The following is a 13,454-nucleotide window of genomic DNA, read 5'->3' on the forward strand; positions in this document are numbered from 1 at the left end:
TGCCGGTCAGGCCGCTTCCGTCGCAAACAGCCTGTCATAGGCGGCCGCAAGCTGCTGTTGCCCCTGCGAAGCGATCGGCTCCAGCGGCGGACGGACCGCCAGCCAGCGCTCGTCGCCGGTCTTGCGCGCCACCATGACCTTCACCGCCGGCGTGACCGGATATTTGAGCAATTCGAGCACGAAGGTTTCGACGCGGGCATCGTCGCGTCCATCGGCCATGGCGCGAACCTCGCCCGTTGCGAAATTGGCCATGCCGGAGATTGCGCCTTGAGCACCAATTCGCACCGCTCGTGCCAGATGCCGCTCGTCACCGATAAGGATCACCAGATCCCGATGAGCCCCGAGCAGTGCCGCGCTGTAGTCCCAGTCTCCACCGGAATCCTTGACACCGGCGACCACGTCCGGAAAGGCCGTGCGCAACCGGCCGATCAGGCCAAGCGAGAGCTGCACCATCGTGACCGAGGGAATGTTGTAGAGGAGCACGCCACGGGCGAGGGGACCAAGCGCGGCAAAGACAGCGGAAAACCAACCGAAAAGACCATCTTCACCGACATTCTTGAAGTAGCTCGGTGGCGCGAGGAGAATGTTGCGGGCGCCGTGTTGCAAGGCATGCCGGGCCTGTTCGGCGGCGTCTTCGGCTGCATCGACCAGCACACCGGCAACAAGCTGATGCGGCAGAATCCCGGCGGCCAGCATGGCTTCGGTCACCGCCCGCCGCTCCACGGCACCCACCGAAGCGCCTTCGCCGGTGGTGCCGAAAAGCGTCACGCTACCGCATCCCTCGGCCAGACAGCTCCTGGCCTGGGCGACCATGGGGGAGATGGCGATCAGCCCGGAGGCATCAAAAGGCGTGGTGAGGGCGGCTGAAAGGCCAAAGCGTGATGTCACCGGCAAGTCTCCGACAAGAAGTTCGCAGGCAGTGATATCTCACTAACATGTCAGTTGTAAATCAGGTTGGCCAAATTTTTTTGCGATGAGGCGCTCGCACACGGCCCCCTAGCCGGAACTGCCTTTTCGAGCCCGCAGGAGCGTGCAGCCCGGCCCAAGAGACGAGCGCGCAATGTTGATTGGCGATGCGATTGTTGAGGCGGGCGGCCGCAAGAACCTCAGAATCCCGTCCATCGCGATAGTGGTGAGTAGGTGATGAGTGCGAATCCCGTCGCGATCACCATCGTTTCACAATCAGCGCAGGTATTGGTCGAGATCTCGTGGCTAGGCCCTGGAAAGCAGCCCGATTTTGCGTGACGCGTGCTCTCGGGCGCTTTCCGACATGAGCTGCCGGGCCACCGGCTGCACATTTTCCCTGTAGGTGATGCATCTGTCGTAAAGTTTGTTCGCGACGCGCTCTTTGCCGATTCGCTCCCACTCCGGCGTCCAGGGCGCATCCCAGTCAAAGTGCTGCGAGATGAGACGTTCCCTGTCGAAACACTGCGGATCCCGATCCAAAATCTGACGGGCTTCATCCGCCAATGGCGTGTAGGCTTTGACGGCAGCCATCTTTCTGGCGCGAGCAGCCGGATCCAGTTGAATTTCTACCTCGACAACCCCCGACACATCGGGAACCGCGGCGGAGCAAAGCTGCTTGCGCCCGGGCTTTGTGCCTTGCAGCAGCCTGTTGAGAGCATTGCCGAATGCGTATGCCAGATCGTGCATCGGATTGTAGCCATCGACCGCGTCCGAGACGACTTGCACGTCCTGCATATCAGATACGTCGTCCCTGATTCTCGTCAGCACGTCGGCAAAGATGCCACTATCCCCAGTCAACAGCGCTTTATACCAGGCAGCGTCCGGAATATCGCCGAACACCGCCCCCGCGGTTGCGCCAGCAGCTTCCACCACGTCGCGAGAATATTGGGTTCGGGCAGAGTGGCGACCGCCTGAGCCATCCGTCAAAAGGTAGATTCGGGGTTTCTTGAGCTCAAGCCAGTGATTAATCCTGAGCTCATGCCCTGGATGTGCAAGGATCAGCACATGCCGCAACTTTTCGGACAAGCAACGGCTCCAATCCAGGTTTTCGGCATACATTCGCGTTTTAGATTGTATCTAATGCGACCAAGCGTCAAAGGCTTCCCTAACATTGGGATAGGCGCCGGTAATTTTTGCACAAACTTGTCTGGTCGATGTCTTCAAACTAAGAACGCTGCCTAGCACCTGTTATCCTCGCCGCCAATGCGGAGATTGTGAAACAGGCAGGAGGCGGCATTTGCGGGTTCTCATTACCAATCTGTTCGTGTCGCAGAACAGCGGCACCGAAGCCGTTGTCGAATTGCTGGCCGACGGGCTTCGCGGCGCTGGTCATCAAACCATGGTGCTGGCTCCAACGCTTGGCGATATGGCCGACAGAATGCGCCGCCGCGGACACCATGTGGTCGACCGGATTGCGGAGATCGTCGAAAAGCCCGACATCATCCACGGTCAGCATTTGACGCCTTGCCTGACTGCGCTGGCGCGGTTTCCCGATGTGCCAGCCGTGTTTTCCTGCCACAGCGCATTCTTCGAGGTCGAAGCTCCCATGCTTCATCCGCAGATACGCCGCTGGATCGCGGTCGACGAAGCGTGCAAGGCCAAATGCCTGTCACGCGGTGTACCGGCGGACAAGTTGGACCTCATCTACAACGCGGTCGACCTTGACCGTTTCAAGCCCCGCCTGCCGCTGCCTTCCCGACCGGCCAGAGGGCTGCTGCTGACCAAGAATTTCGACCACCAGCAGGCCGTGCGTGAAGCCTGCTCGAAAAGCAACGTTCACCTGGATGAGTTGGGGCCGGCTACAGGACGCTTTTCCCATCAACTCGACAAGGATTTGCTCGAATACGACATCGTGTTTGCAACAGCCCGTATGGCCATTGAAGCCGCCGCCGTCGGGTGCTCGGTCGTCGTCTGCGACGCGCGTGGCTTCGCCGGCTTGCTGGATACGGCAAACATGGAGGCATGGCGGCAAATGAACCTTGGGGTTGGTCTTCTGACCAAACCCGTCACCGTCGAGAATCTGATGGAAGCGATCTCGCGGTTCGACGCCGACGACGCCGCGAAGGTTTCGGCCTATTTTCGTGAAGTGGCTGATATCCCGCACTTCGTTCAAGAGCATCTCAGGGTCTACAACGAGGCCATTGCGGCCGATACGGACACGACCGCAGACGAACGGTCACTGGCCACAGCGTGCTGGATCGAGGAAATCGGCGTGTCGCTTCCGTCGCGCAGATGGGCCGCCATCGTGAAGGAGATGCACGGATGGCAGACTTCGCCAGACCAGGCTGCGCTTGTGGAATTGCTTCGATCAAACACAAAAACGCTGGAGAGCAATGCCGCATCGTTGATGGAGCTTGGCGAGCAGGTCAAAGCCATTGGACCCGAAATTGCAAAAACTGGTCCGATCCTTTCGCTCGACAGGGTAGCCCATGACAGTCAGGCCAGATTGCATCGGCTTGAAGAGCAGCTATCCGGCCTTTCAAACTCTGTCGTCGATAGCTCCGCTTCGCTCAACCGCGTGGCCCACGATAGCCAGGCTGCATTGCATCGAATTGACGAGGAGCTTTCGAGCCTTTCGAATTTCGTCAATGAGAGCAAACGACTCTACAACGGCATGATCCCGCTGTTCATGAGAAAAATGTTTCTTCGGGCTCGCAGGCGAGGCTGAAGGTGTCCGACGACGTACGCGGCTACTCAATTTGCACCTCGCCGAGATCTGGCAGCAACTTCCTGGGCCTGCATCTCAGTGGCACCGGTGTGCTCGGACACCCGCTTGAGTATTTCAATTGGCGGGCGCGCCGATTTTTCGACGATCCCAACTTTCCTGAAGATGTGGCCGGGCAGGTCGAGAAAATTCTGACAGTCGGCGCCACGCCCAACCATATATACGGCCTGAAAATATTCGCTCACCAGCATGATTGGATTTCAAGCGAAATAGGCTGGTTCGATGCTCTTCCGAATCTTCGGTTCATTTTTCTTTCCAGGCGGGACCTTCTCGGTCAGGCAATATCCTGGGCGAGAGCCCTCCAGACCGGTCAGTACCGGTCGACGCAACCGGTGAGCCAAGAGGCGGTTTTCGATGCCGAGTTGATTCAGCGGCAACTTGATGCGCTGGCCCGGGAAACGGCGCGTTGGGAGATGTTCTTTGCCCGGACCGGGATTAGCCCTCTCAGGCTCGACTACGAGACGGTGGCGGCGAATCCACGGGATGCCGTCCGCCAAGTCGCCGACATGATGGGTGTGACGCTCCCGCGCAGCCCAGACTCCATCAGCATCGCGATCCAGCAACAGCGCGACTCAATCAGTCTCGAATGGGCCGATCGTTTCAGGCGTGAGCGCGGCAATCCAAATATGCTGGACCTGGTGTAGAGCCGCCTGCATGCGGCGGTGACGTGTCGAATGGATCAGGGATCGACGCGGTCTCTCAGGAACCTTCGAACACCAGCGAAACATGACCGCCGGCATGGCGCTCGAGCCGGCCGGCGAGGTCGAGTTCCAGCAGCACCATGAAGACCTGGGCCGGATGCAGGCCGGTGTGGCGGATGATCTCGTCGACCGACACTGGCGTCGGGCCAAGCGCCTCGATGACGCGGGCGCGGTCGTTTTCGCCTGGTGGCGGTGTGGCCGAGAAATCGGGCGGGTCTTGAAACGGCGGCACATCGGGCGCTCGCAAACCGGTCAGTGGCGCAATGGCGTTGGAAATGTCGGCCGCTTCCGTCACCAGCGTGGCGCCGTCCTTGAGCAGGCCGTTGGTGCCGGCGGCGCGCGGATCGAGCGGGGAGCCGGGCACGGCGAAGACCAGCCGGCCCATCTCCCCGGCAAGCCTGGCGCTGATCAGCGAACCCGAACGTTGCGCTGCTTCGACCACCACCAGCCCAAGGGCGGCGCCCGCGACAAGGCGGTTGCGGCGCGGAAAGTCCTGGGCGCGCGGCTGCCAGCCGAACGGCATTTCCGAAATGACGGCGCCGCGCTCGGCAATCTCCTCGCACAGGCCGGCATTTTCGGGCGGGTAGGGCAGGTCGAGGCCGCCGGCCAGCACACCGATCGTGCCGGTCAAGAGACTGCCCTGATGCGCCGCCGTGTCGATGCCGCGCGCCAGCCCCGAGACGATGCCATAGCCGACGCGGCCAAGGTCCGCCGCCAGCATGCGCGCCATCTTGATACCGGCCAGCGATGCGTTGCGCGCGCCGACAATGGCTACCCCCGGCAGCCGGAACACTGCGGCATTGCCCTTCACCGCCAACAGTGGCGGCGGATTATCCATGCTGCGCAACAGCGGCGGATAGTCGGGCTCGCCGATGCCGACAAAGCGCGCGCCAGCCTTTCGGGCCGTATCCAGTTCGGCCTCGATTTCGGCAACGGAAGGGATGCGGGCAATGCGATTGGCGCCGCCCGAAATCATCAATTCCGGAAGTATCTCCAGCGCCACCTCGGCCGAACCGAAGCGATTGATCAGGTCGCGGAAGGAGGCGGGGCCGACATTTTGGGTGCGGATCAGCCGCAGCCAGCTCAGCCGCTGCCGGTCGCTGAGGCGCGGCCCGGCGGCCGGTTCGCTCACCCTGGTGGCGCGATCGCTCACCCCTTGGCTCCGATCTTGCCCTCGATGCCGGCAAGCAGGCGCGAAATGTTTTCCCGATGCTTGATGAAGACAATGATGCTCATCACCACGAACAGGGCGGCAATGTGCGGAGTGGTCAGGACGTAGAGGGCGACCGGCACGATGACAGCCGCTGTCAGTGCTGCCAGCGAGGAATAGCGGAAGAGGAATGCCATCACCAGCCAGACGACGGCGAAGATCAGCGCCACCTGCCAAGCCAGGCCGATCAGCACGCCGAGATAGGTGGCGACACCCTTGCCGCCCTTGAACCCCAGCCATGCCGGAAAGAGATGGCCGAGAAAGGCGCCAAGACCGGCCCAGATCGCCATTTCGGATGCGAAATGCCCGGCAATCAACACGGCGGCCGTACCCTTGAGCGCATCGAGCAGCAGCGTCGCGGCGGCAAGGCCCTTGTTGCCAGTGCGCAGAACATTGGTAGCGCCGATATTGCCCGATCCGATCTTGCGCACATCGCCGAGGCCGGCGGCGCGCGTCAGCAGCAGCCCGAACGGAATCGAGCCCAGGAAATAGCCGAACACCAGCGCTGGGATGAGGCTGTAAGTCATTGTTTCCCCCGCGTTTCCCCAGACAGGCCAGATCAGGCGCGGTGCGCGATCACCGTCTTAGATTGAGAACACTGTGCGGCCCGCCACCAGCGTTTGCAAGACCTTGCCCTGCAGTCGCGCGCCTTCGAAACAGGTGTTTTTCGAGCGCGAACGAATGCCGCTTTCGGCGACGATCCAGGGTTCGTCCAGATCGACCAGCGCAAGATCGGCCATCGCGCCTGGCTTCAGCGTGCCGCCGGGCAGGCCGAACAGTCTTGCCGGCGCAGTAGACAAGGTTTCGATCAGCCTGAGCAACGGCACGTCGCCATTGTGGTAGAGCCGCAACGCTGCACCCAGCAGGGTTTCGAGCCCGATGGCGCCGGCCGCCGCGTCGGCAAAGGGCAGGCGCTTGGTGTCGACATCCTGCGGATCATGCGAGGAGACGATGATATCGATCGTACCGTCCCTGACCGCCTCGATCATCGCCAGCCGGTCTTCCTCGGCGCGCAACGGCGGCGTCAAACGGAAGAAGGTGCGGTATTCGCCGACATCGTTTTCATTGAGCGACAGATTGTGGATCGCCACGCCTGATGTCACCGTCGCGCCGTCGGCTTTGGCGCGGGTCACGGCGTTTGCCGCCATCGCCGTCGAGATCTTGGCCGCATGATAGGAACCGCGTGTCAGCCGCGCCAGCGCAAGGTCGCGCTCCAGCGGGATGGATTCGGCTTCCCGCGGAATGCCGGAGAGGCCGAGCCAGCTGGCGTATAGGCCTTCGTTCATGACGCCGGACGAACCGAGGTCGGCGTCCTGCGTTTCATGCACGATGGTGGAATCGAAGTCGCGCGCATAGGTCAGCGCGCGGCGCATCACCAGCGCGCTTGATATGGTGTGACGGCCATCGGTGAAGGCAACGGCGCCAGCCTCGCGCAGCAGGCCGAACTCGGTCATCTCGCGCCCCTCGAGGCCCTTGGTGATCGCCGCCGCCGGAAAAACGTTGACGCTTGCCGTGTCCTTGGCGGTACGCAGCACGAACTCGACCAGCGCCACATTGTCGATCACCGGGTCGGTGTCGGGCATCATGACGATGGAGGTGACGCCGCCGGCCGCCGCCGCGACACTGGCCGAAGCGATGGTTTCGCGATGCTCGCCGCCCGGCTCGCCGATGAAGACGCGGCCATCGATCAGGCCTGGAATGATCGCCCTGCCGACGCAGTCGATGACGGTCGCGCCCTCGGGCGCGCCCTGGTTCAGCGCCGCCTTGCCGGCGGCAACGATCTTGCGGCCGTCGACGATGACGGAGCCGACTTCGTCGATGCCGCGCGAGGGGTCGACGATGCGAGCACGCTCGAAGACGGTCGTGCTCATGCGCCGCGGCCCTCATGGTTGCGGCGCGGGTCGAGCAGCGCTTCCATCACCGCCATGCGCACGGCGACGCCCATCTCGACCTGTTCCTGGATGACGCTTTGCGGACCATCGGCGATTTCCGAGGCGATCTCGACGCCGCGGTTCATCGGGCCGGGATGCATCACCAGCGCGTCGTCCTTGGCCGCCTTCAGTTTTTCGGCATCGAGGCCGAAATAGCGGAAATATTCGCGCACCGAAGGCACGAACGCGCCTTCCATGCGCTCACGCTGCAGGCGCAGCATCATCACCACATCGGCGCCCTTGAGGCCTTCAGCCATCGAGCGGGTGACAATGACACCCATCTTCTCGATCCCCGACGGCAGCAATGTCGACGGGGCGACGACCCGCACCTGCGCGCCGAGCGCGTTGAGCAGCATGATGTTGGAGCGCGCCACGCGCGAGTGCAGGATGTCGCCGCAGATCGCCACGATCAGCTTCGACAGCGGGCCCTTGGCGCGGCGGATGGTCAGAGCGTCGAGCAGCGCCTGTGTCGGGTGTTCATGCGCGCCGTCGCCGGCATTGACCACCGAGCAGCCGACTTTCTGGGCAAGAAGTGCCGCCGCACCCGCCGACTGGTGGCGGATGATCAGGATATCGGGCCGCATGGCGTTCAGCGTCATCGCCGTGTCGATGAGCGTTTCGCCCTTCTTCACCGAGGAGCTTGCCACCGACATGTTCATGACATCGGCGCCGAGCCGCTTTCCGGCCAGCTCGAACGACGACTGCGTCCGCGTCGAGGCTTCATAGAAGAGGTTGATCTGGGTGCGGCCCCGCAGCGTCGAGGTTTTCTTCTCGGACTGCCGCGAGATCGCGACCGCCTGATCCGCCCGGTCGAGCAACAGCTCGATGTCGGCGGGGGAAAGGTCGCGGATGCCCAGAAGATGGCGGTGAGGATAGAGTGGCAGGGACGAAGCGTCGGTCATCTCAAGGCGCTGCTATAGGGTGGAGATTTTACGGCTGCAAGCGCCAGCTTTGCATTGGAGCCGTTCTCCCCGGTATTTTCATCGCGCGCGTTGCATGGCTTGGGCTATAAACCGCCGATGGCCTCGGATTCGTGGCTTTCTGACGACAAGGGCCTTTCTACCGATAAAGGATTGGGCGTGACCGACGACGTGACGAACCAGCCGCCGCCGCTCGCAGGCGGCAACGCCTGGCGGGGCGATCCGTTGATGATCCAGCTTGCCGAGCGTTTTTCCGATCCGGTGCGCAAGGATCTCGACGGGCTCGGCCGTTTCGTGCTGACGCAGGAGGCGCAGGAACTGGCCCGTCTCGCCAATGTCGAGACGCCGAAGCTCAGGACGCATGATCGGCAGGGACGGCGCATCGATGTGGTCGAGTTCCATCCCGCCTATCACGCCTTGATGCGCCGCTCGGTGGCCAACGGGCTGCATTCCTCGGTGTGGGAAAACGGCGACGCCGAGATCGGCCGCCGCCATCAGGTCCGCTCTGCCAGGTTCTATCTGACGGCTGAGCTCGAGACCGGGCATCTGTGCCCGATCACCATGACCAACGCTTCGCTCGCCGCCTTGATGGCCAGCCCAAAGCTGTTTCGCGAATGGGCGCCGCGCGTGACGACGCGCAAATACGACCAGAGCCAGAAGCCACCGGTCGAGAAGGCCGGGCTTACGCTCGGCATGGGCATGACCGAGAAGCAGGGCGGCACGGATGTGCGCGCCAATGTGACAAGGGCGGAACGCGCCGGCAGCGGGTTCTATCGCCTGACCGGGCACAAATGGTTCATGTCGGCACCGATGTCGGATGCGTTCCTGGTGCTCGCACAGGCGCCGGAGGGGCTGTCCTGCTTCCTCGTGCCGCGTGTTCTCGGCGACGGCTCGGGCAACGGCTTCCGCTTTCAGCGGCTGAAAGACAAGCTCGGCAACCGTTCCAACGCGTCCTCCGAGGTGGAATTCGTCAACGCCATCGGCGAGATGGTCGGCGAACCGGGTGCCGGCGTGAAGACGATCATGGACATGGTCACCTTGACCCGGCTCGACTGTGCGGTGGCGTCGTCGGCGATCATGCGCGCCGGTCTCGCCGAGGCCGTTCATCACGCCCGCCATCGACAGGTGTTCGGCACCAATCTGATCGAGCAGCCGCTGATGCAGCGTGTGCTGGCCGACATGGCGCTCGATGTCGCCGCCGCCACCGCGCTGTCGTTCCGACTGGCGCGGTCGTTCGACGAGGCGGCGAGCGATCGCGGCGAGGCGGCATTCGCCCGCGCCATGACCCCGGTCGTCAAGTACTGGGTCTGCAAGATCGCGCCGCCGTTGCTTTACGAGGCGATGGAGTGCCTCGGCGGCAACGGCTATGTCGAAGAGGCGCCGCTCGCCCGCTACTATCGAGAGGCCCCGGTCAACGCGATCTGGGAAGGGTCGGGCAATGTCATGGCCCTCGACGTGCTGCGCGTGCTTGGCCGCGCGCCTGGTTTGTTCGAGGACGTGCTGGCCGGCATCGACCGCGACCTCGGCGCTGGCGGACGCGGCACGATCGGCGTGCTGAAGGCGGCGATGCAGGTTGCTGCAACCGATGAAGGCTCGGCCCGGCTGCTTACCGAACAGCTGGCACTGTCGGCGGCTGCGGCGGAACTGCGCCGACTGGGGGCAGGGCGGATCGCCGACGCCTTCGTCGAGACGCGATTGGCCGGCCAGTGGCGCAACACCTATGGCATGCTCGATTCGCGCCACGACGCGCGCATGATCATCGACACGCTCTATCCGCCCGTGAACTAAGCCGCGAGCGTTGCGCAAAAAACCGGCGCCATTGATCATTTTGGGGCGCCGGCGAGCCTCCTCATGCGCATCACTGATCGCCGTTAACCTTAACAAATGGTTTCCGTTGCGGTGACGGGCGGCAAAGCCCACTGTTCTGACGAGAGCAGGGAATGGTTCAAATTGGCCATTTCTATCTTGCGAAGCAGGAATGCCGATGCGACACGTACTGACCTCTTTTCTGGCCTTGCACTGGGCGATTGTTTTCGCCCTGCTTGCGCTCATCTGCATCGACGGAAACCGCGGTGTTGCGGCGGCGCTGGGCGTGTTGGGCGCCACCATCGAGGGCACTCGCTTCATCGACCTCGACAACGTCATCGTCGTGGCGCCGCTCGCCACCGCATTGCTGGTCGTCGCGGTGCTTTTCTTCTGGGCCTTTGTCGAAACCCTGATCAATGACGCAAACAGCGAGGGCGCCGACAGCGTTGCCCGCATCGCTTTCATCTCCGCGTCTGGCGTGCTGTCGCTGATCGTCATCGGTGGCGCCGCGCAAGGCATCAACGGGCTGTTCATGGTTGTCGCCGTGCAACTGGCGGCACTTCTGACGTCCTATGTCGCCATGCTTGCCGAGCGGCGGTCCGCGGTTGCGGCGGCTGCTCCGGGTGAGGGCGAGATCCACGCCGTCGCGCACGGCATGGCAAAGGCCGCGGCCCACAATTCGCTGCTTTCACTCATATCGGGCCGGACAGGCTCGAATCCCAAGGGAGGCCGCTGATGCGCTATATCTTCGCATTGTGGGCCGCCCCTATGGCGCTGTTCTGGGGTTGGTTCTACCTGTCGCTCAACGACATGAACTTCGGTTACGTCATGCTGAGCCGGCAGTTGCACGATTTCGTCTTTCAGCTGTATGGCCAGATGCTCGGTATCGATCCGGTGACCATCCCCGGCATGGTGGCAAAGGCCTGCGTCTTCGACGGCTTTCTGCTGATGGCGCTGTGGGCGTTTCGCCGGCGCCGCGAAATCGCCGGCTGGGTCAAGCAGCGCTCGGCGGGTCCGGTTCCGTTCGAGCGGATGCGTGGAGTGAGTGAAGCCGGTCCAAAACTCCCTGCAGAATAAACGCGGCTGCCGCCGAATTGATCTTGCCGGCGCGTTTGCGGCGCGAGAAATCCATCTCGATCAGCGTCCTTTCGGCCGCGACCGTCGATAGTCTTTCATCCCAGAGCACGAAGGGCAGGTCGCTGATCTGCGCCATGTTGCGGACAAAGGCGCGCGATTTCTGCGCGCGGGGCCCTTCCGAACCATCCATGTTGATCGGCAGTCCGATCACCACCGCGCCGGCGTTCTCCTTCTGCAGCAAGGCCAGCAGGATGGCGGCATCGAGCGAGAATTTCTTTCGCATGATGACCGGGCGCGGATGGGCGAAGGAAAACCTCTGGTCCGAGACCGCGACGCCGATCGTCTTGTCGCCGAGGTCAAGCCCTGCCAGCGTCTTGCCGCCGGCGAGCCGCGCCGGCAATTCCTCGATCGCGATAATGCCCAATGGCTGCCCTTTACCCTTCAACGCCTCGTGTTTTGCCAAACGCGCAACGGACACTGTAACCCTTTGATCTCAGGGCCATCGGCGTTCTATCCTTTGGCAAGGCAAAAATCGAGGAAAGCATTCATGAAATTGACCTGGTACGGCCACTCGGCCTTTCGCATCGAAACCGCCGATGCCAAGATCCTCATCGATCCCTATCTGATCGGCAATCCGTCCTGGACGGGTGGCTGGGAAGGGCCGGCCGAAGGAATCACGCATGTGCTGCTGACGCATGGTCACAGCGACCACATCAGCGGCGCGGTGGAAGTGCTCGGCAAAAGCGGCGCCCAGCTGGTCGCCAATTTCGAGATCTGCATGTACCTGGTCGGCAAGGGCGTCAGCGACAAGAAGATCAATCCGGGCAACATCGGCGGCACCGTCGATTGCGGCGGCTTCACCACCACTTTCGTCCAGGCGCTCCACTCATCGTCGTTTCCGGGCGATGGCGGCCAGAACACCTATCTCGGCAATCCGGGCGGCCTCGTCCTGCATTTCCCGGAAGACCGGACGCTCTACCACATGGGCGATACCGACATCTTTTCCGACATGGCGCTGATCAACGAGTTGCATGAACCGAAGATCGGCATCGTGCCGATCGGCGACCGCTTCACCATGGGCGGAGCGGTGGCCGCGCTCGCCTGCCGCCGTTTCTTCAAGTTCGACACCGTGGTTCCCTGTCACTTCGGCACATTTCCGATGATCGATCCGACTGCTGAAAAATTCGAGGCCGGGCTGGAAGGATCGGATGTGAAGGTGGCATTGCCGAAGATCGGCGAGACGATTACCATTTAGAGGCGGCTAAAACGGAATGAAACCATGGCCTTGAGGCAATCTCTTTGCGTATCCATGTTGGTCGCGGCGTCGCCGGCACTCGCCGCGGATGATTTCATCGAAGGCGTCTACCTTCAGTCCGAAGAGCTTTGCACACAGGCCAGGAAGGCTACGCTGCAGACACTGATCGACGCCGGAAGCATCGTGCTTTCGGCGCACGGCCTGGAGGGGGTCGAATACAATTGCGAGTTTCTGCAGATCAGCAAGGCGACCGCGTCACCAAGCTGGGCGGTGACGGCCATCTGCCAGGAGCCGGGTTACGTCTTTCCCGACGTCCTTTCGGTGACGCAGGTGAGCGCGACGCAGCTTGATCTCGTTTCGGTCCGGCCGGCCGGTGACGAAAGCGAGGCGAGCGGCAACAGTGGCAGTTACTATCTCTGCGAGGGCGTTGCCCTGCCATAGACAGCATCTTGTCCGTGGACTGATCGCGGAGACCGGGCCGGCACCACGGCCTGGTCTCTCGCACGATGCATGTTGCGCACCGCGCGCGGCGCCGCTATAGCCCGAACTGGTTTTCCCCGAGGCAAAAACATGTCCGTTGACCTGCAGACAGTGAAGCGCGTCGCGCGTCTCGCCCGCATCGCGGTGAGCGAAGAAGATGCCGAACGCATGACCGGCGAACTTAACGCCATCCTCGGCTTCGTCGAACAGTTGAACGAGGTCGATGTTTCCGGCGTCGAGCCGATGACCTCGGTGACGCCGATGGAGATGAAGAAGCGCAGGGATGTCGTCAGCGACGGCAACAAGGCCGCCGACATCGTCGCCAACGCGCCGGCGACCGAAGAGAATTTCTTCCTCGTGCCGAAGGTCGTGGAGTAGCGCGC

15 protein-coding genes are annotated in these 13,454 nt (G+C 62.6%); 8 read left to right on the forward strand and 7 right to left on the reverse strand.

Features of this window, described 5'->3' with window-relative positions; all coding sequences use genetic code 11:
- Window positions 1–6: 6 nt before the first annotated feature.
- Together AC1RZR_RS21240 and AC1RZR_RS21245 are read right to left on the reverse strand one after the other, a co-directional pair.
- Window positions 7–888, reverse strand: coding sequence for a dihydrodipicolinate synthase family protein (locus AC1RZR_RS21240; protein WP_481825880.1), 882 nt, complete (start codon window positions 886–888; stop codon window positions 7–9).
- 324 nt (window positions 889–1,212) lie between these two features.
- Window positions 1,213–1,992 (reverse strand): hypothetical protein, encoded by a 780-nt coding sequence (locus AC1RZR_RS21245; RefSeq protein WP_481825881.1) that lies wholly within the window; start codon window positions 1,990–1,992, stop codon window positions 1,213–1,215.
- A 211-nt stretch (window positions 1,993–2,203) separates the two neighbouring features.
- Between AC1RZR_RS21245 and AC1RZR_RS21250 the strand changes: the two genes are divergently transcribed.
- Window positions 2,204–3,634, forward strand: a complete 1,431-nt coding sequence (locus AC1RZR_RS21250) for a glycosyltransferase (protein WP_481825882.1) — start codon at window positions 2,204–2,206, stop codon at window positions 3,632–3,634.
- Window positions 3,635–3,636: 2 nt separating this feature from the next.
- A complete protein-coding gene (locus tag AC1RZR_RS21255) occupies window positions 3,637–4,335 on the forward strand; it encodes a Stf0 family sulfotransferase (RefSeq protein WP_481825883.1) in 699 nt (232 codons plus the stop codon).
- 55 nt (window positions 4,336–4,390) lie between these two features.
- Here AC1RZR_RS21255 and dprA read toward each other — a convergent pair whose 3' ends face one another.
- The 4 genes from dprA to AC1RZR_RS21275 are packed head-to-tail and all read right to left on the reverse strand — an operon-like array spanning window position 4,391 to window position 8,435.
- Window positions 4,391–5,524: a DNA-processing protein DprA gene (dprA, locus tag AC1RZR_RS21260; protein WP_481829092.1), complete on the reverse strand. Its 1,134-nt coding sequence runs from the start codon at window positions 5,522–5,524 to the stop codon at window positions 4,391–4,393.
- 17 nt (window positions 5,525–5,541) lie between these two features.
- A complete protein-coding gene (gene plsY / locus AC1RZR_RS21265) occupies window positions 5,542–6,129 on the reverse strand; it encodes a glycerol-3-phosphate 1-O-acyltransferase PlsY (RefSeq protein WP_481825884.1) in 588 nt (195 codons plus the stop codon).
- 57 nt (window positions 6,130–6,186) lie between these two features.
- Window positions 6,187–7,473 (reverse strand): dihydroorotase, encoded by a 1,287-nt coding sequence (locus AC1RZR_RS21270; RefSeq protein ID WP_481825885.1) that lies wholly within the window; start codon window positions 7,471–7,473, stop codon window positions 6,187–6,189.
- Window positions 7,470–8,435, reverse strand: coding sequence for an aspartate carbamoyltransferase catalytic subunit (locus AC1RZR_RS21275; RefSeq protein WP_477277123.1), 966 nt, complete (start codon window positions 8,433–8,435; stop codon window positions 7,470–7,472). The genes AC1RZR_RS21270 and AC1RZR_RS21275 overlap by 4 nt, the downstream gene beginning before the upstream one ends.
- A 177-nt stretch (window positions 8,436–8,612) precedes the next feature.
- Here AC1RZR_RS21275 and AC1RZR_RS21280 point away from each other — a divergent pair, with 177 nt between their 5' ends.
- The 3 genes from AC1RZR_RS21280 to AC1RZR_RS21290 all read left to right on the forward strand — a co-directional run bounded on the left by AC1RZR_RS21280 (window position 8,613) and on the right by AC1RZR_RS21290 (window position 11,336).
- On the forward strand, window positions 8,613–10,241 hold the full coding sequence (locus tag AC1RZR_RS21280) for a DNA alkylation response protein (RefSeq protein WP_481825886.1): 1,629 nt from the start codon (window positions 8,613–8,615) through the stop codon (window positions 10,239–10,241).
- Window positions 10,242–10,437: 196 nt separating this feature from the next.
- Complete coding sequence (locus AC1RZR_RS21285; protein ID WP_481825887.1) at window positions 10,438–10,995, forward strand: hypothetical protein; 558 nt, start codon at window positions 10,438–10,440, stop codon at window positions 10,993–10,995.
- On the forward strand, window positions 10,995–11,336 hold the full coding sequence (locus AC1RZR_RS21290) for a DUF6105 family protein (RefSeq protein ID WP_481825888.1): 342 nt from the start codon (window positions 10,995–10,997) through the stop codon (window positions 11,334–11,336). Before AC1RZR_RS21285 ends, AC1RZR_RS21290 begins: the two co-directional genes overlap by 1 nt.
- Here AC1RZR_RS21290 and ruvX read toward each other — a convergent pair.
- Window positions 11,254–11,760, reverse strand: coding sequence for a Holliday junction resolvase RuvX (ruvX, locus tag AC1RZR_RS21295; RefSeq protein ID WP_481825889.1), 507 nt, complete (start codon window positions 11,758–11,760; stop codon window positions 11,254–11,256). The two genes, AC1RZR_RS21290 and ruvX, sit on opposite strands and share 83 nt — an antisense overlap.
- A 123-nt stretch (window positions 11,761–11,883) precedes the next feature.
- On the opposite strand from ruvX, the gene AC1RZR_RS21300 reads away from it, so the two are divergent.
- The 3 genes from AC1RZR_RS21300 (at window position 11,884) to gatC (ending at window position 13,449) form a co-directional block, all read left to right on the forward strand.
- Window positions 11,884–12,591, forward strand: a complete 708-nt coding sequence (locus AC1RZR_RS21300) for a metal-dependent hydrolase (protein ID WP_379104372.1) — start codon at window positions 11,884–11,886, stop codon at window positions 12,589–12,591.
- A 24-nt stretch (window positions 12,592–12,615) separates the two neighbouring features.
- Window positions 12,616–13,032, forward strand: coding sequence for a hypothetical protein (locus AC1RZR_RS21305; protein ID WP_477277111.1), 417 nt, complete (start codon window positions 12,616–12,618; stop codon window positions 13,030–13,032).
- 129 nt (window positions 13,033–13,161) lie between these two features.
- The gene (gatC, locus tag AC1RZR_RS21310) at window positions 13,162–13,449 is read left to right on the forward strand and encodes an Asp-tRNA(Asn)/Glu-tRNA(Gln) amidotransferase subunit GatC (RefSeq protein WP_477277109.1); all 288 of its coding nucleotides are present in this window, start codon (window positions 13,162–13,164) and stop codon (window positions 13,447–13,449) included.
- Window positions 13,450–13,454 lie beyond the last annotated feature (5 nt).

The organism is Mesorhizobium bavaricum (assembly GCF_056781655.1).